General features: G+C 70.3%; 25 protein-coding genes and 1 pseudogene. All 26 read right to left on the reverse strand.

The window, feature by feature from the left end; translation table 11 throughout:
- Positions 1 to 28: 28 nt before the first annotated feature.
- Positions 29 to 1,678, reverse strand: a complete 1,650-nt coding sequence (locus BKD26_RS35785) for a DUF4192 family protein (protein ID WP_084906917.1) — start codon at positions 1,676 to 1,678, stop codon at positions 29 to 31.
- Positions 1,675 to 2,202 carry a hypothetical protein gene (locus BKD26_RS35790; RefSeq protein ID WP_084906919.1) on the reverse strand — a complete coding sequence of 176 codons (528 nt, stop codon included), beginning with the start codon at positions 2,200 to 2,202 and terminating at the stop codon, positions 1,675 to 1,677. The genes BKD26_RS35785 and BKD26_RS35790 overlap by 4 nt, the downstream gene beginning before the upstream one ends.
- Positions 2,199 to 3,212: an N-6 DNA methylase gene (locus tag BKD26_RS35795; RefSeq protein WP_084906921.1), complete on the reverse strand. Its 1,014-nt coding sequence runs from the start codon at positions 3,210 to 3,212 to the stop codon at positions 2,199 to 2,201. The genes BKD26_RS35790 and BKD26_RS35795 overlap by 4 nt, the downstream gene beginning before the upstream one ends.
- A gap of 91 nt (positions 3,213 to 3,303) precedes the next feature.
- Positions 3,304 to 3,606, reverse strand: a complete 303-nt coding sequence (locus BKD26_RS35800; RefSeq protein ID WP_084906923.1) for a hypothetical protein — start codon at positions 3,604 to 3,606, stop codon at positions 3,304 to 3,306.
- A gap of 61 nt (positions 3,607 to 3,667) precedes the next feature.
- Entirely contained in the window at positions 3,668 to 4,309 is a 642-nt protein-coding gene (locus BKD26_RS35805) for a hypothetical protein (protein ID WP_084906925.1), read from the reverse strand.
- Between the two features lie 270 nt (positions 4,310 to 4,579).
- Entirely contained in the window at positions 4,580 to 5,215 is a 636-nt protein-coding gene (locus BKD26_RS35810) for a hypothetical protein (RefSeq protein ID WP_084906927.1), read from the reverse strand.
- Positions 5,212 to 6,039 (reverse strand): phosphoadenosine phosphosulfate reductase family protein, encoded by an 828-nt coding sequence (locus BKD26_RS41780; RefSeq protein WP_241519003.1) that lies wholly within the window; start codon positions 6,037 to 6,039, stop codon positions 5,212 to 5,214. The genes BKD26_RS35810 and BKD26_RS41780 overlap by 4 nt, the downstream gene beginning before the upstream one ends.
- Positions 6,036 to 6,632 (reverse strand): hypothetical protein, encoded by a 597-nt coding sequence (locus BKD26_RS41785; protein ID WP_241519004.1) that lies wholly within the window; start codon positions 6,630 to 6,632, stop codon positions 6,036 to 6,038. Before BKD26_RS41785 ends, BKD26_RS41780 begins: the two co-directional genes overlap by 4 nt.
- A 64-nt stretch (positions 6,633 to 6,696) precedes the next feature.
- The gene (locus tag BKD26_RS35820) at positions 6,697 to 7,029 is read right to left on the reverse strand and encodes an HU family DNA-binding protein (protein ID WP_107418114.1); all 333 of its coding nucleotides are present in this window, start codon (positions 7,027 to 7,029) and stop codon (positions 6,697 to 6,699) included.
- Positions 7,030 to 7,221: 192 nt separating this feature from the next.
- Positions 7,222 to 8,016 (reverse strand): hypothetical protein, encoded by a 795-nt coding sequence (locus tag BKD26_RS35825; RefSeq protein ID WP_084906933.1) that lies wholly within the window; start codon positions 8,014 to 8,016, stop codon positions 7,222 to 7,224.
- Positions 8,017 to 8,046: 30 nt separating this feature from the next.
- A complete protein-coding gene (locus BKD26_RS35830) occupies positions 8,047 to 8,454 on the reverse strand; it encodes a hypothetical protein (RefSeq protein ID WP_084906935.1) in 408 nt (135 codons plus the stop codon).
- Positions 8,455 to 8,478: 24 nt separating this feature from the next.
- The gene (locus tag BKD26_RS35835) at positions 8,479 to 9,201 is read right to left on the reverse strand and encodes a hypothetical protein (RefSeq protein WP_143662764.1); all 723 of its coding nucleotides are present in this window, start codon (positions 9,199 to 9,201) and stop codon (positions 8,479 to 8,481) included.
- 34 nt (positions 9,202 to 9,235) lie between these two features.
- Positions 9,236 to 10,726 (reverse strand): DNA cytosine methyltransferase, encoded by a 1,491-nt coding sequence (locus BKD26_RS35840; RefSeq protein ID WP_084906939.1) that lies wholly within the window; start codon positions 10,724 to 10,726, stop codon positions 9,236 to 9,238.
- Between the two features lie 210 nt (positions 10,727 to 10,936).
- Entirely contained in the window at positions 10,937 to 11,560 is a 624-nt protein-coding gene (locus BKD26_RS35845) for a hypothetical protein (protein ID WP_084906941.1), read from the reverse strand.
- Between the two features lie 86 nt (positions 11,561 to 11,646).
- A complete protein-coding gene (locus BKD26_RS35850) occupies positions 11,647 to 11,925 on the reverse strand; it encodes a hypothetical protein (protein ID WP_084906943.1) in 279 nt (92 codons plus the stop codon).
- A gap of 102 nt (positions 11,926 to 12,027) precedes the next feature.
- Positions 12,028 to 12,948 carry a helix-turn-helix domain-containing protein gene (locus tag BKD26_RS39585; RefSeq protein ID WP_107418115.1) on the reverse strand — a complete coding sequence of 307 codons (921 nt, stop codon included), beginning with the start codon at positions 12,946 to 12,948 and terminating at the stop codon, positions 12,028 to 12,030.
- An 87-nt stretch (positions 12,949 to 13,035) separates the two neighbouring features.
- The gene (locus tag BKD26_RS35860; RefSeq protein WP_241519005.1) at positions 13,036 to 14,169 is read right to left on the reverse strand and encodes a PD-(D/E)XK nuclease family protein; all 1,134 of its coding nucleotides are present in this window, start codon (positions 14,167 to 14,169) and stop codon (positions 13,036 to 13,038) included.
- 69 nt (positions 14,170 to 14,238) lie between these two features.
- Positions 14,239 to 15,243, reverse strand: a complete 1,005-nt coding sequence (gene bet / locus BKD26_RS35865) for a phage recombination protein Bet (RefSeq protein ID WP_179166831.1) — start codon at positions 15,241 to 15,243, stop codon at positions 14,239 to 14,241.
- Between the two features lie 24 nt (positions 15,244 to 15,267).
- A complete protein-coding gene (locus BKD26_RS35870; RefSeq protein ID WP_241519006.1) occupies positions 15,268 to 15,609 on the reverse strand; it encodes a hypothetical protein in 342 nt (113 codons plus the stop codon).
- A 393-nt stretch (positions 15,610 to 16,002) separates the two neighbouring features.
- On the reverse strand, positions 16,003 to 16,575 hold the full coding sequence (locus tag BKD26_RS35875; RefSeq protein WP_084906951.1) for a hypothetical protein: 573 nt from the start codon (positions 16,573 to 16,575) through the stop codon (positions 16,003 to 16,005).
- Positions 16,576 to 16,744: 169 nt separating this feature from the next.
- Entirely contained in the window at positions 16,745 to 17,203 is a 459-nt protein-coding gene (locus BKD26_RS35880) for a hypothetical protein (RefSeq protein WP_143662765.1), read from the reverse strand.
- Positions 17,204 to 17,294: 91 nt separating this feature from the next.
- Positions 17,295 to 17,540 carry a hypothetical protein gene (locus BKD26_RS35885; protein WP_084906957.1) on the reverse strand — a complete coding sequence of 82 codons (246 nt, stop codon included), beginning with the start codon at positions 17,538 to 17,540 and terminating at the stop codon, positions 17,295 to 17,297.
- Between the two features lie 331 nt (positions 17,541 to 17,871).
- Positions 17,872 to 18,777: pseudogene (locus BKD26_RS35890) on the reverse strand (peptidoglycan-binding protein); the annotation flags it as partial.
- 166 nt (positions 18,778 to 18,943) lie between these two features.
- Positions 18,944 to 19,384: a hypothetical protein gene (locus tag BKD26_RS35895; protein ID WP_084906962.1), complete on the reverse strand. Its 441-nt coding sequence runs from the start codon at positions 19,382 to 19,384 to the stop codon at positions 18,944 to 18,946.
- The gene (locus BKD26_RS35900) at positions 19,385 to 20,485 is read right to left on the reverse strand and encodes a hypothetical protein (protein WP_084906964.1); all 1,101 of its coding nucleotides are present in this window, start codon (positions 20,483 to 20,485) and stop codon (positions 19,385 to 19,387) included. It lies immediately after the preceding gene.
- Positions 20,485 to 21,414 (reverse strand): hypothetical protein, encoded by a 930-nt coding sequence (locus tag BKD26_RS35905; RefSeq protein WP_143662766.1) that lies wholly within the window; start codon positions 21,412 to 21,414, stop codon positions 20,485 to 20,487. The genes BKD26_RS35900 and BKD26_RS35905 overlap by 1 nt, the downstream gene beginning before the upstream one ends.
- Between the last annotated feature and the right edge of the window lie 5 nt (positions 21,415 to 21,419).

The following is a 21,419-nucleotide window of genomic DNA, read 5'->3' on the forward strand; positions in this document are numbered from 1 at the left end:
CCGGCGGTTGCCGGGGCCACCGTGTCGGTCAGGGGGTGTTGAGGTCCGGTCGGCTTGCGGCGAACTCCGCTGCCGCGTCGCGGTACATCGCCAGGAGCCGGGCCGGGTCGCACTCGTTGCGGATGCCGTCGAGCAGCAGCTTGGCCATCGTGTAGCCGGGGTAGATGTCGAGGGCTTCGGCGAAGGCGTGGCTGGCGGTGACGGTGTCGCCCTGTCGCCAGGCGACCCAGCCGAGGAGGGTGAGGAGCGGCGGCGCCTTACCGGTGTGCGGCGGGACGCAGCGCCGGGCGAGGTAGCCCCACAGTTGCCGCTCGTAGGGAAGGTCGCTTTCCTCGCCGGTGGACAGCGCGGCGTCCCTGGCGTGCGGGTCTTGTAGGCCGAGGATGATGCGGGCGGCGATCTCGTCCATGAGCTGGGGACGGCCGTTGCGGAAGTCGGCCAAGGCTCCGTTGATGATGTCGATGGTGCCGTAGCGATCGAGGAGCCGTTCCTCTTCGCTGAGGACCTGGTCGTAGTGGTGGCTGGTGGCTGCGTCGAGTGCTTCGCGGAAGCGCACCGCGGTGGTGTCGGTGGTAGGGCGGTACTCGCTGGCGACCTTGACGGCGTGCTGGAGGTGCGTCAGGCGGTGGGCGTGGGCCTCGCGGGCGGAGGCGAGCCAGTCTCGGGGGTCTTCGCCGTCGATGGTGGCGAGGTGTATGCCGGTGGCCAGCTCGTACTCGGGGTCGGTGGTGATGGCGTCGCGCAGGGCGAGCCGGGCGGCGATGAGGTCGCCTTGCCGCCAGGCGACGAACGCGAAGAGCGTCAGGATGGGCACGGCCTCTTGCGTGAACGGTTCGGCGCAGTGCCGTGCGAGGTAGGCCCAGAGGCGTCGGGCGTGGGGAAGGTCGTCGTCCTCGGCGTGCGCTATGCCGGCCTCCACGGCGGCGTCGTCCTGTAGGCCGACGATGAGCTGCGTGGTCAGGGCGCGGGTGAGGGCGGTCGCCCCGTCACGGAACCGGCTCATGGCGGCGTCGATCTGCTCCAGCGTCAACGCGAGCGTGGTGTCGCGTCCGGCGGTGGTCGCGCACAGCGAGTTGAAGTGGTCGGCGGCGGTGTGCAGGTCCGTGAGGAACGCGGGGTCCGCCGTGGCCGCCCGGAACTCCTTGATGATGTCGCGGGTGCGAGGGCCGGGAGCGCGGCCGAGGCGGGCCATCTGTGCGGCGACGCTGGTGGGGTCGTCGGGCGATGGGAGTGGCTGGCCCTCGCAGCACCCGTCGATGTCGCACTCGTAGGCCCACCACCGGTCCGCGACGAGGCCGATCGTCTGGAGGACGTTGGCGCGGTGCTCCATGAACTCGTTCGTGAGCCAGGTGCCGACGGGGGCGAGGAGCGCGGCGGTGTCCTCGGGGCTCTGGCCGGGGCGCGGTTCGCGGCAGAGGTAGATGATGACGCCCTCAGCGAGGTCATGGCCGCGGTCGTGGGCGTAGGCCACGAACTGGCGGGCAGCGTGTTCGGCGGTGGCCTGCCACTCGGCGGTGTCGTCGGGGAGGGGGCACGTCATGGTCGGCCCGTCGTGGAAGTTCGGGCCGGGGGCGTGGAGGGCGATGCTGTCGTCCGGGTAGTGGCCGAGGAGGTACGGCAGGATCTGGGCGAGGTTGGGCAGGCTGGTGACCTGCACGGTGTTGTCGGGGGTGCTCACTTCTGGGTTCCTTCCTTCTGCGGTGCGGTGTCGGGCTGCCCGATACGGGCGGGCGGCGCTGGGGCGGGCATGCCGCGTGGCTTGTTCGTCAGGGCGGGGAGCAGCCGTTCGCGGACGAGCGCGGCGAGGTCTGCGGCCAGGGCTTTGCTGGTGCGGGTGGTCAGGACGGCGTGCCAGGTGCGGCCGGGCTGGAGCCGGGCGTCGTTGGCGGCTTGTGCCTCGGCCTGTTCTTCAGGCGTGCCGTCGGGGATCGGCGGCAGGTCCGGGCCTGCGGTGATCCAGGTCTGAATGGCGAGGCCGCGGGATTGGACGCGCAGGCCGATGCGGTGACCGTCGGGGTGCTGGTAGGCGGCGGTGCGGTCGGGGGTGTCGGTGTCCTCCTTGCTCCACGGCGGGTCGAGGGTGGGGGCAATCTGGTCGAGGGGAGGCAGGTCGATCTCGTCGCGGGGTCCGGCGAAGGCCGGGCGTCGGCGGCGCGGTGCCGGTGTGGTGCCGGGTCGGTCGAAGGGATCTGGTTGGGTCACGCGGCGTTCTCTTTGCTGGGCATGAGCTGGTCGACCAGGTCGAAGGCGCGGCGCCAGGCGACGATCGTGCTGGCGGTCTCCATGTACCGGTCGCGCTGCTCGAAGGCTTCTTTGGCTTCGGCGCGGGTCTTGGCGTAGTCGTCTTCCGGTGCGAGGGAGTCGGCGCAGCCGATGAAGCAGCGCGGGCCGAGGTCCCAGATGATCGCGTTGACGGCGGCGCACCCGGCGGACAGCGAGTCGATGTCGTTGCCGTACCAGTGGAAGTCGTGCGGGTTGAGGCCGAGGTCGCGCAGGCGTTGGGCGACGGAGCGGAACATCGTGCCGGAGCCGACGGCGGGTTCGCGGAAGGACATGCCTGGCTTGGCGAAGTCCTTGTCCACGGTCATGTTGGCGAGCAGGTCGGTGACGCACGCCGGCGTGTGGTACTCGCCGCGCCACTTCTTGTCGCTCTTGTGGCGGAGGCCGGTGAGCAGGGGGCTGAGGACGTCGGCTTCGGAGCGTTGCCCGGGGTCGTCGTGGCCGGTGAGGTCCATCAGGCCGGTGTTGATGGCGGCGCGGGTGACGGCGTGGACGGCGCGGAGCTGCTGGGTGTCGGGGTTGGGGTTCCAGGCCCAGTCGTGGAGGCGGATGGCGCGGTTGATCAGGTCGGGGCGCTTGATCCAGTGGCCGAGGTAGATCTCCTTGAGGAGCTGCGGGAGTTGTTCGGGCTGGAGGTTGAGCACCCAGTCCGCCAGGCCGGGGACGTTGCGCAGCAGGGAGAGCCCGGCGACGGTGCCGAGGGGGACGTCGATGCTGCTGCCGCCGAAGGACTGGTACCAGGCGTCGAGGACGTTCTCCGCGATCTTGCGGGCGTGCTCGTGCGGGTCGCGCGGGGCGGCGTAGCGGCGGGCGGTGATCTTGACGCGGGGGCCGGTGGTGGCCTTGGTCTTGGGCGGCGGCTTCTTCGCCCAGGACGGGGCGGGCCGCTCGGTGGCCGAGGTCGCGGCTCGGGGCAAGAAGTCGTCGGACACGGCTGCGGATTCCTTTCTGCGGGCGCGCATGGGGCCGCCCCGGTGCGCGGTGCGCAGCCGGGGCGGCGTGTGGATGGGGTGGGGGGCGGGATCAGCTGGTCTGCTGGAGGTCCCGGAGGGTGGCGAAGATGCCGCGGATCTCGACGGCGTAGGCGGCTTCGGGGTGTCCGGCCTGGCGCAGGCCGCTGATGAGGAACATCAGGGCCGCCTCGTCGGCGTCCATGTCGCCGACGAGCTGTTCGAAGGTGGCGTCGCGCAGTTCGTCGGGCCGGTTGTCGTAGCCGACGCGGAGGGTCTGCTCGATGTCGGCGAGGGTCGCGGCGGTCTGCTCGTCGGTGAGGCCGAGCAGGGCGGACCAGGAGGCCAGGGTGGCGTCGTCAACGGGGAGCTTCACGGGCTGATGCCTTTCTGGTGGGCCGTGCCCGGCCGCGCTGGGCGGCCGGGCACGGGCGTGGTCAGGAGGTGGGTGCGGTGGGGAAGGGGTTGTCCCGGTGGTCGGGGTGGCAGGCGGCGTACAGGCCGCCGGGGAGGCGTTCGGTGATGACGCCCCATCCGGCCCAGCGCATGACGGCGAGGTAGCCGAGGTCGCCGCCCGCGAAGCCGGTGCGCTCCTGGCAGGCGGGGTCGGGGTTGATGAACACCCAGCCGGGCAGCTCGTCGTCACAGCCGGGCATGACCTGGAAGCCGGGGCGCAGTTCTCGGGTGCCGTCGGTGACGATGGGCGGCAGGTTGGCGGCTTGCAGGATGCGGATGGCCTGCTGGACGTGGGGGTGGTCGTGGTACTCGGGCAGCGTGCCGACGCCGGGGCGGATGTGGAGGCGGTGTTCGGTGGCGTTCTCGCTGGCTTTGTAGACGTCCATGAGGAGCAGCGCGTCCTCGATGCGGCCGGCGGAACGCATGGCGAGGTTGGCGACGACGGCGATGACGTACCTGTCCTGGCCGATCAGGCGCCGGAATTGGTCGTCGGTGAGGTGGCTGTAGCGGCTGGCGCGGATCGCTGCGTGGGTGGTGGAGGCGATGCGGAATGCGCGTGCAACGTGCTCGACATCCACGCCGATCTGTTCTGAGAGGAGTTGGACTCCGCGGGTGTGGGTCATGGTTGTGGTCTCCAAGAGATGCGCTTGCGCGTAGGGGTGCACCCCCGGCGTTGGGGCCGGGGGCGCGGGTGAGCTGGGTGGTTAGCGGCGTCCGCCGCATCCGGCGTGGCCGCAGCCGCCGCAGAAACCGCCGCGGTTGCATTCACAGGGGCAGCCGTGCATTTCCTCCTCCATTCCGTCCGGCATTTCCGAACTTGTTAGTTATATCTTATTCGCATACGCCGCGAATTCAAGGTTCACATCTTTTGAATTCAAGTTAATTCCGGAAATTCAATTCCCTGAATTCGCGGCGGCGGGGATCAGTTCCGGCCACCGCACCGCCTCCAGCGCCCGCCGGTGGGTGTCTGGCACCGGCACCGTCGGATAGCCGAGCCAGTCCAGGCCCATCGCGGCGAGGATGGTGGCGTCCGCCTGGTCGTAGCGGCCTGGCCCCTCGCACTCCACGCCGTACCGCTCGACGGCGACGCTGCGGACCATCCCCTTGGCCACCCGCGACCGCTCCTTGCGCGGATGGTCCTGGGCCGGGTTCGCCCGCCCGGTGGCGTAGATCGTGCGGTGATGGGGGTTGGCCACGGCGTACGGGATGCGCCGCCGCCACAGGTACTGGGTCACCAGCCACCACAGCCCGGCCAGTTCGTGGTGCCCGGCCTGCCCACCCTGGGCGTAGGCCGCGCCTTCGACGACCACCAGATCTGCTCCGTCCACGCCGACGGCGATGTGCCCGCACAGCCACTCCATCCGCTCATGGCTGCGCCGCCTGCCGGGACGAGCCGCCCGCGCCCAGTCGGTGCCCGCGATGCCCGTCGAGGTCAAAGACAAATCCAGGCCGATGACCCGCGGCTGCCACGCCCCCTTCTCCTGGACGCTGGGCAGGGTGACCGGGGCGCTTTGGAGCTCCGCTGTCATGCCGCGCTCCCGGCGCGCTGGATGATCTCGGCCATCGGCAGCTCACGCCGGAACGGAGCGCCCATCTCCGCCTCCAGGTCCGCGTACTCCTGGGCAAGGCCGGGCCGCAGCCGCGCGGCGCAGGTGAGGTCGGCCGCTGCGGCCAGTGGGCACAGACTGCACGAAAGACGGGACATGCCCTCGCGATAGGCCCAGTGGTAGGGGACACCGGATTCCTGGATGCGCTGCCAGACCTCGGCGGTGCTCCAGCGCAGCACCGGATGCCACAGGGTGATGGTGCGCCGTCCGCTGCTGGCGCGCTGGTCGATCTCCACGGCCGGCTTGCCCGCACGCGCCCGCGATTCCTCGGCACGCAGGCCAAGGACGAGAACGACGCGGGCCGGTCGGCCGGTGATGCCCAGTGCCTTGACCTGCTCGGTGATGAACTTCCGCGACACGTTTCGCTTCATCTCGGCCGTGCAGAACCGATTGAAAAAGTTGGGGAATTGGCCCCGGGCGCGGATGCGGTGCAGTAGCGATGGCCACTTCGCCGAGCGGCGCACCTCGAAGGGCAGGCCGTAGTGCTCGGCCTGTTGCCGGGCCAGTTCGAGCGTGCCGGGCCACTCCACGGTGTGCCCCCGGGGCGTGCGGCCGAGATCGATGTGGAGGACGACGATGCGATCGCGCACGCCGGCCGCGTCCGCCTGGCGCACCGTCTCGTCCAATGCCGCCTGGCTGTCCTTGCCGCCGCTGCTGGAGTCGATGATCAAGTCCGCGGCGGCAAGGTCCGGCGCCGGGTCAGGCCCGTGGGCGTCGCGGGCCGTGATCAGTTCGAGCTGGGTCACGGCTTGACCTCCGCCACGGCGGCAAGGTGCTTGGTGATGAGCCGGTCGGCCTCGGTCATCGCGGGCGTCTTCAGGTGCGCGACCCACTCGCCGAAGTAGCTCTCCGCCGGGCCCCACAAGTACCAGCCGTGATCGCGGTAGCCGTCCTTCGTGTTCTTCTTGCGGTAGGCCAGTTCCCACCAGCCTTCTCGCCAGCGCCACATGCGCCGCGCCTGGGTGTCGGGTACCCAGCCGGCACGCTCGGCCAGAACTTGAAGGCGCGCCATGTCTGTGCGCAGCATCGCGTTGATGCGGGTGTGGTCCTCGTTGAGTGCCGTCAGGCGGCGCACGTCCTCGCCGAGCAGCTGCTGAACGCCGTCGGCCAGACGTGCCAGGTACTCGGTGTTGGCGTTGGCATCGCGGGCGCGCTCGCGGGCGGAGTGCCAGGCCAGGGGGTAGCGGTTGTTCCGTGTGCGCTCGACGGCCAGTTGTTCGCGTGCCTGGTCGCGCTGGCGGGCTACGCGGCGCAGGACGGTTGCGGCGCCGGGGGCTGCGTGTTCCTCCAGCCATTTCGCGGTGGCTTCTATCTCGGTTCCCACAGGGGGGTGGTGCATCGTGTGTTCCTTCGGACGGGAGCCGCCCCGGCGCCAGGCCGGGGCGGCACTCCTGGCGTACGGGTTACGGGCGGGGCGTCTTGGGCGCCTTCTGGATGGAGTTGCCGGAAGGGGGCAGAGGCGTGCGGCGCGCGACGAGGTCCTGAAAGCGCGTGCCGGGCCGGAACTTCACGATGCGCGTGGCGGCGACCTTCACCTCGCAGCCCGTCTGAGGGTTGCGACCGACGCGGGCCGGGCGGGCCTGCGGCACGAGGGTCCCGAAGCCGGTGATCGAAACAGCGTCTCCGGCGACGACGGCGCGCACCATGGCGTCCAGGACGGCTTCCACGGCAGCTTTGGCCTGCCGTTTGCCGCCCGTTCGAGGAGCGACGGCTTCGATGAGCTGGGCCTTGTTCACACGGATTCCTTTCAACTCAGTTGTGGGGCAAGGGGGATCAGGGCGGGGCGGTCGGTTCCGGAGCGCGCCACGCGGCCGGGAGAGGGCTGAGGCCGACGCCCGGGTCGTCGGGGGCCGGGGCGCTCAGGCGATGGGGCGGCACACCCGCCCTGCCGTCTGCTTTCAAGGATGTCTCCTATCTTCTGGGTGTGGTTACGCCGGGAGGCGCAGCAGGGGTCCACCCGCCTTGAGCACGACCTCCAGCGGCAGGACGGTGCCGGGTCGGTCGACGGAGACCACCAGGGGCTCCTCGCCGGGTGCGGGCCGTGCGGCCACCCACCACACCGCACCCCAGTGGTCCAGGTAGCGGGCTCCGACCTCGAAGGGCAGGCCCTCGTAGAGGAAGCACCGGGAGCGGATGGAGGCCGCCCACCCGAGCAGGGGGTCACCGCCGGGGGTGCCGGGGCGCGGCATCTGCACACCGATGAAGTCTCGGCCCGCGGTGACGACCAGTGCCGCCAGCCCGGCGCCGGGCCGCACGTCGACCTCCTCGCCGGCGTTCTCCCACAGCGCGAGGTCGGCGGTGCCAAGGCGCACCGGCTCAGTGGTGTGGTACGAGGGCGGAGCCTCCAAGCGCAGCAGGTTTCGCCAGGGCAGCTCGGCCATGCTGGTGGCGACGGGCACCGTCAACTGGGCTGCGCCCTCGGTGAAGCGCAGCAGGGGCCCGCCGCGTTCGAGGAGGTGCTCAACGGTGATGTGGTCGGAGGATTCCAGCCACTCGCGCAGTGCGGTGGCGTCCTGGAAGGCGATCGGGGCCGTCCAGTGGCTGCCGGTGACGGGCGTGCGGGCAACTGCCAGGGTGCGGTCGCCTCCGGCGGCGGCGTGCAGCCAGCGCCGCGTGCAGTCGAGAACGATCACGTCGAGGTGTTCCATGCCGTCCCCGGTGGGGCGGTGCGGAGCGACCTTGTCGAGGATGGCGGACAGGGCGTCCGCCCTCATGCTGATCATCGTTTTCCTTCGGGTGAGTAGGTGCGTGATTCAGGAGCCTGAGGCGCGCTTGCGGGCCCGGCGGGCCTGCTGGGCGAGCCGTCCGGCTTCCCGGCACAGTGAGCAGGCCGTCTCGCCGCGCCGGTTGTGGGCACGGGCACCGGCCTCGGTGCCGTGGGTGATGGGGGCGGCGCCTTCCTCGAGCTCGTCGTGGTGGGCGCCCTCGCAGGTGGCGCGGACCGTGCCGTCGATCCACAGCCGTCCGCCGCAGATGCCGTCGAACAGTGACTGTCTCGGCAGCACCAGGTCGATACACCGCGCCCGGAAGGGGCAGTCCTGGCACACAGCCAGGAGCATGCGGATCTGCGGCGCCCTGAAGGAGTCCTCGTTCGCGTCGTCGGGGGTAAAGCGCCGATCCCCGGCACACGGCGCCTCGTTGACCCACCAGGTGCCGCTCATCAGGTGCTCTCCGATGGACGGCGGCTACGCGGTCGGCGGCAGCGGCATCAGGCGCACCTGGTCGCTGGTGCTGACGCCGTACGGGTGGACGTAGTCGCCGGGCAGGGGCATGAGGTGCCGGTCGGCCAGGGCCGGGAGGGCGAGCACCTGGCCGAGGAGCCGGGTGAGGGTGGTGTCGCAGGCGGACGGCCACCGCGGGCGCGGCGTGCGCACAGGCGTGCCGTCGTCGGCGGCCCCTTCGAAGATCTCGATGATCCGACCGGCGGCGCGGCCGTCCACGACGAGCGCGGTCGCCTCCGGGTGGTGCTCGCGTACCAGCTCGGCGACGCGTGCCGCCCGATCGGACGGAGGCATCTCCAGCAGCCAGCCGGTGTCGGCGGCCGTGTTGCGGTGGACCGACGCCCACGCCGGAGAGGAGTAGGGGGCCAGGGCAGTCTGGACGTCGAGCTCGATGTCGGTCGGGATGGTGCTGAGCGGGTGTTCCTCGTCGCCGTACTCCCACAACCAGGGGCAGGCTCCCAGAGGGCTGGGCTGTACGCCGAGCACGCCGTGAAGGTCCAACGACCGCTGCTTACTTTCGTAGTCGAAGGCGACGTAGGCCGCCTCCGGGCAGGCGGCGCGGATCTTCGCGGCGATGTGGTCGAGCACCGCGAGGCAGTACGCCTTCTCGATCCGCAGGCGCTCAGCCTCCAACTCCTCGCGCTGCTCGGCGAGGATGGCCAACTGGTCGCGTGTAGCCGGTGTCATGACAGGGGTGTCCCTTCTTTCTTCGGGGGTGGGGTCAGGCAAGGACGGGCTTGAGGCGCTCACCGATCCAGCGCGCGACGTTGACCGACACGGCGTTGCCGGCCTGCTGGGTCTGGGCGGCCTTGGAGCCGACGACCTCGTACGTCTCGGGGAACCGCTGGGCCGATAGCTGCTCGCGGGGCTGCAACATGCGGAAGTAGCAGTCCTCGATGGCGGGGGCGCTGCGCACGACGGCTGCCGAGTCACGGGTGGACAGGGTGTGCAGGGGCTCGGCCGCGGTCTTCGGTGCGGCCTTGCGGTACGGGATGACCAGCGTGTTGCGGGCCCGGGTGCGGGCGTTGCCGTCGGGCACGACCAGGCCGTGGTGGCGGGCCGTGGCGATGGTGCTCAGCGGGGCGTCGATCGGCGCGGCGTCGCAGTTGTTGCGGAACTCCACGATGAACGGGTCCACCGTGACGAGGGCTTCGCTCTCGCGGGTGGTGCGGGTGCGCATCGGCTCCTCGATGGGCGAGGCCGTGTCGTTCCACGAGCCGCCGACCGGCACCAGCAGGGCTTCACCGAGCTTGGCCGTGCGGGTGGGCAGCGGCCGGGTGTGTGGGGCGAACGCGCGGTCGGTGCCGTCCTTGCCGTGCGTGAGGGTGACGACGGACGGCTCGTAGGGGAACTTCGCCAGCCCGGCCTCGATCCGCCGCATGGTGTTCGGCACCAGCGGCTTGGAGCGGTCCCCGATGCGCTGGCCGATGTCGTCCCACATGATCACGTCGGAGGCGGGCCGGACGTACGGCTCCACCAGCGCGTGGCCACAGCGGCTGTTCGGGCAGCGGTAGTCGTACTGCTGCTGGTACTTGCCGACCTTCACCCGCGGGTCGCGCCAGCTCTGGCGCGCCTTGACGTCCCGCCGACACTCAAAGCAGTACGCCAGCGGGCGCGGCGCGAGATCCGGGCGCCGGATACCCGTCAGGGTGAAAACCACATAAATCCTGTCGCGCCACTGCGGCGCATACGGGTTGGTCTCGGAGCCGATGTGCGCGGAGGACACGGAGACGATCTGGACGCGGTAGCCGAGTTTCTTCATGGCGCGGATCCACTCGGGGAACAGCAGCCAGTCGGTGATGAACTCGACGACGTTCTCCACGACGACGCACGGGAACCGCTTCGCCTCGGCGGCGCGCAGCACGCACCAGGCGGTCACCCGGGTCATCTCGAATGCCTCGGGCGGCAGTTCGCGCCACTGCTCCTCTTCTTCGAACAGCGCGTCCTGCACCGGGTCGGGCCGTTTCTTCCCGCCGGCGGGGCTGACCTCGGTGCAGATGACGCTGGCCCACAGCACGAGGGCCTTGGGGAGCCAGCGCATGGGGTAGTTCTGGATGTTGGCGCAACGCGCAGTCGCCTTCGGGTGGTTGAGCTCGAACGTGTCGACGGCGGTCTGCCAGTGGTTGATGCCGAGGATGGGGTCGAAACCGGCTTCCAACAGGCCGGTGGCATCTCCGCCCGCTCCGCAGAGCAGGTGGATGGATCGGGGCACGGTCTTAGGTCTCCAAGAGGCGGGGCCGCCCGGCCCGGCTTGTGGGCCGGGCGGCCGTGGTCAGGACTCGTCGGAGGCGCGTAACGCGCGGTGGTGGCGGCTGTCCTCGATGCCGAGGGCGGTGAACCCCAGCAGGCCGAGGGCGCACACGATCAGCAGCCAGATCACCGGTCCGCGCCCCCGGTGGGGCGCGGTGCGCGGCGCGGCCGGTCAGTCATCGCTGCGGGTGACGCGGACGGTCGTGATGTGTCCGGCGCACTCGAACAGCGCCAGCGGGTAGCCGTCCGCCTGTGGCCGCTGCCAGACGCGGCGGTAGCCCTCATGGTCGGTGAGCCGCTGGGACCACTCCGAGAAGCGGGCGATGGCGGTGGCCGCGCCCTCGATCCCGGCGGTCTGGTTGTGGCTCGCGCCGTACGGTGCGGTGTGCGTGGCCGAGACGATCAGCTGGGGTGCGCGGCGGGGAACGTCGAGGCTGTCGATGCGGGCCAGCAGCGGGATCAGGCTGTTGCCGTGGTGGCGCTGGGGTCCGTTGGGGGTGGAGTCGTACAGGACGGTGTGCTTGCTCGGATCCTGCACATCCCGGCGGACGACGCTCCAGCCGTTCACCTCGGCGGGGTCGGAGGGCAGGCTGTGCTCGGAGGCGATGATCAGCTCCGTGCCGTCCCGCAGGTCGGCGCGTACGAAGAACTCGCCTCCTCCGGCGGTCTCGATGTCGGTGACCCAGCCCGCGTAGCGCAGCGGGGTGATGACGTGGCCGTAGCCGTGGAACAGCCGCTGCCACAGCGGGTCGGCGGTGCGGTTGTGGTCGGGCAGAGCCGCGATCGTGGTGGACATGTGCTGGTCTCCAAGAGAGTGGTGCGGGGAGAGCGCCCAACAAGGCACTCTTTGAACAATGTCGTCTATTTCTGGTGAAGCGGATATCAGACGGTGGGCAGTTCACTGCGGGCGAGGATCTGCACCGACCACATCCGGCGGCCACGGGTGACGACGCAGCCGATCGCGCGCCCCTCGTGGGGCAGCACGAAGCCGCTGCCACCCTCCTCCTGGCTCAGGTCGCTGACGAGCTCGCGCACGCCGCGTTCGGCACACTCGGCCGAGCAGTACAGGTGGCCGCCGAGGCGCGGTGCGGCCGGTGAGCCGTGGATCACTTCGGCGACCACGACGTAGACGTCGGGGGCCGGGGTGAGCGTGTCACTCAAGATGGTCTCCAAGGGGTCGGTGGGTTCGGCGAGTTCCGAACTTTCTACTTATATCTTATTCGTACACGCTGGGGCGTCAAGAATGGTGATCTAGCAAGCCGCCTATCTGGACCGCGAGTTGCGGCCGAGTTCACGTCCCAGGCGGGCCAGCTCTCGCACGCGTTTGCGCGCCATCTCCTCAGCCTGCGGATCCGACCGGGCAACCCGCCGCGCCCGCTCGGCGAAGAACTCCCGCAGCCACTGCTGCTGCGAGGCATGCTCGCTGGCCGCAGCCTCACGCCGCGCCTGCTCACGACCGGCCCGAGGGTTGGTGCCGCATCCCCGGCAGTTGCCGACCGGCTCCGGGTGCTTCGGGCAGCCGCCTGGCTGCTGGTCCTCCCCGGCCGCGCCTGGCTCCCCCGCGGCGTCAGCCGTGGGGGTAGGGGGGTTAGGAAGGAGATAGGAAGGAGAAGGAAAAGAAGGGGTTCCCCTGGGGGAACCCTCTTGGTTCCCGTGGGGGAACCCACTGGGTTCCCGTGGGGGAACCCTCCCCTCTCCGTTGTCAGGGTTCCCCTGCGGGAACCCTCCTTCCTCGGCAGCGGCCTGCACCGCGGCGCGTGCCTCCTCCCGCGCCGTCACGTCGTCTTGGGTACGTGCCGCCGCAGAGGGCCGCCTGCGGCGCTCGATCTCACGCGCCAGCCGAGGGTTCTTCGGGGCACGCCGCGCAGTGCGGCGCCGCTCGATCAGCTCCTCGGTGCTGGGGATGGGAGGAACACCGTCGGGAAACACCCGGTACTCAGCCCGGCGGCCGACGCGCCCAACTTCCACCCGCTCGACCAGGCCGAGCCCGACCAGCTCGGTGACGACCGCGATGACCTGCTTCTCGCCCACGCCGGCCCAGGCCATCAGCCGCTCCAGGCCCGGCCGCGCCAGCCGCGTCTGATCGTCGGCAGAGTCCGCAATCTTCATCAGCACGAACTTCTGCGTCTGGTTGATCACCTCCTTGGGCAGATAGGCCGCCACCAACATCAAGTGGATGCTCACCGGCACCTCTCCGTGTCACGTCCGATTCGGGCCGCACTGAGGTAGGGGCAGGGCCAACGGTGGCTCTGCCCTTACCGGTTCGCGGGTTCAGGGCTTCTTGCGCGCGGTGACGTTGATGCTCACCGACGTGCGCCGGTCGGGGTCAAGCCGTACCGGCACGGGGATGCCCGCAGCCTTGAGCTGCGCCTTCATCGCCGCCGCGTCGGGAGCCATCGGCACCTCCAGACCCGCCCGCTGGTAGAGCGCGACCATGGCGTCCACGTCCTCGACCTTCGTCGGGTTACCGCCGCTCCAGGTCAGCACGTTGTCGCCGTAGACGCCGGGCTCCGAGCCGTCCAGCTTGGCCCGCAGGAACTTCTGCCGCTCCTTGAGCGGCTTGATCTGCTCCGACACCTCGGCGTACTCGGCAAGGGCCGCTGCCCGCTCGGCGTCGTCGTGGATCAGGATGCTCTGCGGTCGGCGCCCGGCCGCGACGGAGCCCCAGCAGGCCGTCTTGAACGGGCAGTGGTCGCAGACGACGGACAGGCCCGGCCCCTGGAACGTGCGCGGCAGTTCCTCCGGCGTCTCGGCCGCCCTCACCTGCTGCACCCACCACCGTGCCCCGCGGGCCCGATCGGCGCTGAAGGCCATCTCCTGCACGTGGTCGTCGCCGCTGTCGCGGTTGATGAACCGGAAGCGGATGCGGCCGACCGGAACGGGGCCGAGGCGGGCGAGCTGCCGCTGACCCTCAACGTCGGCGAACCCTTCGCTGCGCAGCAGGTCGGCGTACAGCAGGACCTGGCGGATCTCCGCGTCGCTGGCGCCGTACCGCAGGACGTTGTCCCACTGGTAGGTGGACTTGGTCTTCACGTCCTCCACGGTCGTCTCCTCGGCCGGGAGGAGGGGCCGCAGCCGCTTCGGCAGGCGGGCGGCGGTGTGGCTGTCGAGCTGGACGGCGTCGATGTGGCCCTTGATCGTCTGGTCCTCGACGCTGCGCTCGATCACCCATCCGTACTCCTCGCGGGCGGCGGCCAGGATGCCGGCGTGCAGCCAGGTGCCCAGGATCGCCTTGCGCTTCTCCCCGCCGTCGGTGGGCGTTCGGCCGTGCAGGAGGTATCCGGCGCGGCGGGCGCAGACGGTGTCGGATGCTCCGATCTTGGTTTGCAGGGAACGGGGTCGACGTGCGTCGACCTTGTGGGCTGCGGGCCACAGGCTGACGGGACGCTCGGATGTGATGGTCAATTCGGTCTCCAAGAGCGGGGTGCCGCCCGCCGCGAGGCGGGCGGCACCCGGTCGGATCGGGGAGTGAGGTCAGGAAGCCGGGCGGTTCTTGGCCGAGGCGGCCTGCTTGCGGGCAGCGGCGCGCTTGCGCTCGGGCTGCGGGTTGTCCTCGGACGCAGGGGTCTGCTCGGGCTGAGATTCAGGCTCCGGCCGCTGTCGGGACCGGGTCCGCTTCCTCGCCGGGGGCCGCTCCTCTTCCCGCGGCCTTTGGCCGTCGGGGGTCTCAGGTTCCTGGTCGGCCGACTCGCCGGCGTCCTCGCGGCCCTGCTCGCCGTCCTCCAGGCCCGCGGCGGCCCGCAGCCGCTGGGTGGCGTCCTCGGCGACGCCGGCCACCACTTCGGCGTCCGCCTGCGCCATCTCCTCGTCCACGTACACGCCGGACAGGTCCTGCGGGGCCGCCATCCTCAGCGCACCGGCCTCGGCGCACTTGCGCAGCATGTGGGCGGGCATGGTCCGCCACATCTTCGCGATGACGTACTGGTTCTGCTTCGCGTCCCAGTAGGTCGGGGCGAACTCGCCCCAGCGCGCGATGAACGGAAAGCGGCTGGTGCCCCTGAGCACCGTGACCTTCACGGCGGCCGGAGGGCCGGGCGCGAGCCAGACCTCATGCGCCTTGCCCTCGGCGTCGTAGTAGACGGTGTCCTCATACGAGATGCGCTCGCCGGTGCGCTCCGCTGCCCGGTGCGCGATCGTACGGAACCCGTCGATGCCGGTCTGGATGGTCCAGTTGACCGGATTCTCCTCACGGTCCTCGCCCCGGTTTTTGCGGCCGATCATGTAGATCTGCCGGGCGAACGGGTCGAGACCGCTGCGCACGCAGTAGTGGAAGAACACGGCCAGCTGCGCACGTGGAGCGAGCTGAAGGCCGGGGCTGATCAGGGCCAGGGCAGCTACCTGCCGCTGGTCGAACTCCTCCTGGTCGGCGCGCAGCACGATCGCGCTCTGGGCGATGGTCCGCGCGGGCGTGGCCTCCGTGCCGGAGACGGCGACGGGTGCTGCGGTGTCGCCGGGCTGTTGCTCGTCGGGTTGGTTCACGTTGATGTCTCCAAGAGATTCGGTTCAGTCGGCCCGCAGTGCGCGGACCTCGAACGCAGGGGCCCACTCCGGGTGGCGCTCGATGAGCAGCCGGACATACCGGGAGCGGAAGTTGTTGTTGAGGCGGAACTCGTCGCCTTCGGTCGCGGTGGCGTAGCGCCAGCGCAGGACCTCAAAGAGCATCCCGATGCCGACACGGGCGGCACCGCGCTCGAGGTAGTCGGCGGTCAGACGCTCCAAAGCCGTAAGGACCCACGGGTTGAGCCGATGGAACGCCTCGAACTGGCCCTGGATCGTCGCCTGACCGTCGGGCTGCCGCACGGTGTGGATCACCAGGCCCGGAATCTTGTCCTGGATGACCGCCATACCCCACCCCCTGAAGAACGATTTCAACAGTGTCGTCTATCTTGAGGGTTGGGAGCCGGATGATCAACCCCGCTATGAAGGGGCGCGAGTTCACGACTGCGGCGTCAGGCCGACGCTGCAGCCCCGGCGGCCCCTTCGCTGCGCCGCCCAGCCAGTCCGCTGGTGGTGGCGAAGTCCTGCGCCGTTCGGGCCGCCAGATTGGAGTCCGGATTTCCGGCCGTGTACTACATCAGCGCCGTCTCGGCCTCCTCCGACTGCATGACGGCGACGGCATCGCTGCCCGGTGTGTGGGTGATCTGCACTGCTGCCTCCTTGCGCGAGTAAGGGCCACCCCTGAAGGGGTATGCATATATCTTAGTCGCAAGCTGGGTCTGCGTACAGTATTTGTGCAGGTCAGGGGCTTTTTCGGGCGTGACGGCCGCGGGTCAGCACCTTCGAGCCGGGCCCGTCGTAGGTGCCCGCGCGCAGGGCTGCGATGACCTCTTCGTCCACGTCCCAGGGCAGGCTGCGGGCGCTTTCGCGAAGCGCCGGCACCGCGTCGAGCACGGTGTCGAGCAGCCACAGACGCGACCCGGACAGCAGCCAGTCCTCCTCCGGGAAACGGCCCGACGCGATCGTGGTGGCGAGGTTGCCCTGCGCCGGCAGGTGGAACATCTCGATGATCTCCTGCTGGCCCACGATGGGGGGCAACTCGTCGCCGAGATCAGCTTCCCAGCCCTCGCCCTGCTCGGCGATGAGCCGTTCCTTGACCCGGATGTGCAGGGTCTTGGGCCTGGCAGTGGTCTGGCCGAAGCGGCATGCGAAGCCCAGTGGCCAGTACCGCACGCCCGAGACGACAATGGCGGTCGCCGGATCCAGGACACCGCGGCTGGGAGCCAGCCACTGCCCGACCATCTGCGCCTCCACCCCATACAGGGCAGCGAACTCCTGGTGCCCGACCAGATACGGCTTCTTCAGCCCGTGCATCGCCCCGTCCCTCGCTGTGTCGCCTCTCGCGTGCCACCGGCAGGGTAGCCGCGCACCGCTCGGCGCGCTCGGCGGTGCTATCGTTGACGGCGGTCTTCCAAGAGACCTGAACGACCCCCGCTGCGCGGGGGTCGTTCGCGCATCTGGACGGAAGCCCGCCATACGGCCCTTACGCGGGCGCTGCGCTTTCCTCGCCGGGCTGGGTACGCGCGACAAGCTGGGGTCGGCCCGTGCTGCGGTGTCGGCGCGCCTGCCCGGTGAAACGCAGAGCGTGCACGCTCTTGCCCGTGATCTGCCGGAACTGCGCCGCCACCTCGTCCTTGCGCACACGACGCGAGCCCACGGTGAATACCGGCCCGCCCGGCCGCGAGCCGATCAGCTCAGCCAGCAGCTCGGCGGTAGCGGCAGTGATCCCCGCTTCGAACGTACCGCCCTCCTTGGTGTCGTCGAGTACGACGAGGCGGTCGGCGAGCTCCACGTCCTGCACGTCCAGCGCGATGGCTTCGTCCAGCCGTACATCGGATTCCGACAGCAGTTGCCAGACGGCGCGGACGGCCGGCGGGACCGTCAGGTCCGCCAGCGCGGTGTCCACCTCCAAGTCGGTCACGATCAGGTGCTCGGTATCCATGAAGACCCCCAGGCCGCAGGAAGACACGTGTGGTGCCTCAACGCTAGCTGCCTGGTCGGACAACACCCGAACCGCAACGGGGACTTCGGCTTCAGCCCCTGGCCACGCCGTACAGCGTCAGCGCCACCGCGGTGATGCTGGCGAGGACGGCGATCGTCGGCAACGGCCACCGTCCCTTCTCCAGGGATGTCACCCTCGCCTCAAGGTCCTCCACCGCTTTGTCGGTCTGGTCAGACCGCTGCACCAGCAGCGCGAGTTGCCCATCGATGCGGGCCAGCCCCACTTCGAGCGCGCTGCGCAGCTCGGCGAGGGCCAGTGCGACCTCTCCCTCCGGCACGGTGCCTCTCCTTCTCTCGTGTCGCAGGTCAGCGGGTGGGCGTGGCCGGGTCGCGCTTCAGCGGCAGCCACGAGGCGGTTCCCGGCCGCCCGAGCACGGTCCCGACGGTGGACTTCAGCGCCGACAGGGCCGCGGGTATCGCGGAGACGGCCGCGGCCTGCCACGCGGACAGCGACACCATGTCGGTCGTGCTGGAGGCGGCCATCAGGCCCAGCAGGGACTGGAGGTAGGTGGCGATCGTGCGCTCGGCGACGTCAGCGAGGGCCTGCGGCATGGGGTCGTGCTTCTCCTGGTCGGGCTTGCTCGGGGTCGGCTCGGCAGCGCCGGCCTGGTGCGGGACGCGCAGCTTGGCCCAGGTCTCCGGGCCAGGGATGCCGTCCGCGGCGGCTCCGTGGTGGCCGCACTTGATCTGGTAAGCGGCGTAGGAGCGGCGGTGCGCGTCGTTCCACACCGGGCCGGGTGGGGTGTCGTAGGAGTCGCAGCCCTCGCCGATCAGCCGCTTCGCCATGGCCGCGATCACGGGCGAGGAGCGCCCGTCACGGAAGAAGTCCTTGCCCGGGTACGCGGCGTACTTCGGTACCGGCTTCGGCTTCGGCCTGGGCGTGGGGTCTGGCTTGGGCTTCGGCTTGTTGGGCGGCTTACTGTCGCCCTTGAGATGCTTGGCGACGCGAGCGCGGAAGTCGTCCATGTCGATGCCGCCCGGGTCGGACTTGGACGGCTTCCACTCCTTGTGCCCGATGACGCTGTGCTCGTTCCATCCGTGGGCACGGCAGATCGCGGCGGCGGCGCGCGCCATCGCGTCCAGCTGCGCCGAGGGCCACGGCTGGCTACCGGTGTTGATGCACTCAAAGCCGTAGAAGTGCCGGTTGCCGTCGGTGTCTTCCTCGTTGGCGCGCGGCAGCTCGTTCTTCTCCTCGATGACGGCGAGCAGCACGTCGGTGTCGCCCTGGCCGGCGTGGTTCGTTCGCCCGTACCCAACCAGGTGCACCGTGCCGGACCGGTCGATCACGCCATGGCACAGCGGGCCGGGAAGGGCCTGGTAGCCGACACGGCACAGCTCCACCATGTCGGCTTCGGAGCTGTAGGAGCCGGTGTGATGGATCATCACCCCGTTCATCGGGCCCCAGTTGCCGTGAGTGTTGCGGTTGTGGGTGCGCCATTTGCCGTGCTCGACGACGCCGAGGCCCGCGTGCTTCAGCACGGACAGAAACCTGTCCGCGCTCAACGGTGTTGCCACGCTCGCTTCGCCCTTCTCCCCTGCGCCGTATGGCAATCGGCCGGGCCCTTGGTTGGGTCCGGTCCCTCGGGAGTTGGCTGCGAAGCGTTGGGTGGAGGGTCACCCGGTCGTCATGGTACCCACGGCGTGCATGAGTGAGCCGCGGTGATCCCGCTGGTGGGCGCGGCTATTCCTCGTCGTCGCCGTCGATGCGGCAGGAGGCGCTGTCGAGGCTGAGCCAGGTGGCCTTCACGCTGCCGCCGTCCTGCACCCGCAGGATCAGACGGCCCTTGGGGTCGATGTCGAGGTGGAGTGCGCGGCGGGCCGCGTCGGAGGCCACGGGGACGGTGCGGGGTACCGCTGGCCAGTAGCCGTCCGGCAGCAGGCCGATGACCGTCCCGTCCACCGCGCGGCCGTCCGGAAGTCCGATCCGGCCGCTGAACTCCAGCGTGTCCCACAGGTTGGCGCGCATCTGCGGCGGCTGCGCCGGGTCGGGCACCGAGGTGTCGCCGGTCAGCGGCACGTCGCGCCACGGCGGATACGGCGCGCGCCGGGCCCGCTCCAGCGCGGTCACCCGCCGGTCGAGTTTGGCCAGGCGGCGTGCGAGCGCGGCGATCGTGTCCGGCATCTACTCCTCCGCCTCATCGCCGCTGTCGGCGGGCTTCACGCTGCGCTCCAGCTTCAGCGTCACGCGCTCCGGGCTCTCGCCTTCGCCGGGCCGTACGGTCCAGCCGACGATGCGGTTCCATCCGTCGTAGGCGGTGTGCGGCTCATGCAGCCGGATGCGGACGTGATCGCCGATGCGCAGCGACTCGATCGGCGCCGCCGGGTGGTCGGTGATCTCCAGCTCGGTGAGCGTCGGCAGGACCTGCCGGGCCAGGCGTTCGCGCCGGGTGCGCTGCTTGAGCCGGGTCTCGTCCTTCTCGCTGGTCTCCAGCTTGTGCTCCAGGCGCAGCCGCCCGTTGCGCCCGCCATCGACCACGACCTTGCGCTTCTTGCCCTCGCCCGCACCGAGGCCGATCACCCACTGGGCGTAGGAGTCGGCGTCCTTGATCACGTGCGGTTCGCCGACCACGTTGGCGCCGGTGGTGAACGTCAAGTCCTCGCGGCGCCGGCCCAGCTTCGGGGCGCCGAGGATGATGCGCCGCTCGGCGCGCCGCCCGCGCCAAGCCACGGTCTCCGACCACTCCAGGCCGTCATCGATCTCCGCCATCTCGTCCACGATCTCGCCGAGGTTGCGGGCATCCCAGCGCGGGATGTCGTACGGGTCCTTCGCCGTGCCGGTCTTCGCTGAGGATTTGGTGTCGTCCACGACGACCTCGAGGTCGCCGTCCGGCTGCTCCTGCGCGTAGGCCCACACGTCACGGATCACCTCGCACGGGTCGGCCTCGACGTAAGGGCCGCGCCCTGCGAGGTTGCCGTGCAGATCGTGGCGGCGGTGCAGGTAGCTGGTGAACCCGGACGCTTCGACGGGCAGCTTCGGGCCTTCCGGCTCCGCACGCCAGATGAGCCCGCCCCACAGCAGCTTGGAGTTCCGCTCGACATAGATGACGGCGTCGCCAGCGTCGAGCATGTCGCCCAGTGAACGGGCGAAGGTCGGGGACAGCGTGGCGCTGAGCGATCCGGGCCCGGATATCTCCGGCCCGAACTCGACCTCGGTCAGCGGCAGGTTCCAGTGCAGAACGTCGCCGGTCGCGGCTCGGGCGACGATGTAGCGGTAGTCGGGCATCACACCGGGCTTTCGGTGAACTCGATGTCGGCGGTGACCGTGGTGCCCTTGGCCACGGACAGGTCGCCGTCGCCGTACTTGTCGATCTGGTTGATCTGCACGGCCAGGTGCTGACGGGTGCCACGGTAGGCGGGCGGCACGGCGAGGGTGTCGGCGAGCACGACGGTTGCGCGGCGCGTGGTCGTGCCGTCGTCGTCGACGACGGTGGGCTTGGAGCTGCGCTCGCCCAGGCGCGTGCGCAGCTCGGCGTAGATGCTTCCCGCCTCCGCGCGCAGGCCGGACAGGGTGATCACGATGGTGGCCTTCGTCGCCCAGCCGGGCACGTCCACGTCCCAGGCCGCGTCCTTGGGCCAGGCTGCCCAGTGGCCGTGCTTGCCCGGTACCTTCTCCGTTCCCTGGGGGTGCACGGTGCGCAGGGTCCGCTCGGTGCGCGGGTTTGCGAGCCTTCGCAGGTCCGTGATCATCTCCGCGGTGACGGCCGCGGTGTTACGGGGCAGGTTGATCCGCGCGAGCGGGATGGCGGTCATGCCACGCGGCGCAGGGGTCGCCTCGTTGCCGATGTCCTGGATGAGGTGGAAGTAGCCGATGTCCTGCGTGCGCGGGTCCCGCTCGCCCTCGAACTCCGGGTCCTCCACGCGCAGGACGAGCAGGTCCGTGCGGGCGAACGGGCCGGTCGGCGGGACGTCGACCACGGCGTCGCCGATGTTGGTCTGGGTGTAGGCGCCCTGCCAGGGCCGTGCGCCGTGGATGAGCGCCGAGCCGTCACCGACACGGACGCCGGGGCCCGGGGCCTCCAGGGGCCGGACCTTCAGGTCGCCAGCTTCGGCGACGCCCTGCCGGCCGCGCGCCAAGTCGCGGATCATCAGCCGCATCGCGCGGGCGGGGTGCTGGCCGCCGTGCACCATCATCGGGGGCTGGACAAGGGTCACAGGTG

It is taken from the genome of Streptomyces sp. CB03238, assembly GCF_002099185.1.
In the GTDB taxonomy this organism is placed as follows: domain Bacteria; phylum Actinomycetota; class Actinomycetes; order Streptomycetales; family Streptomycetaceae; genus Streptomyces.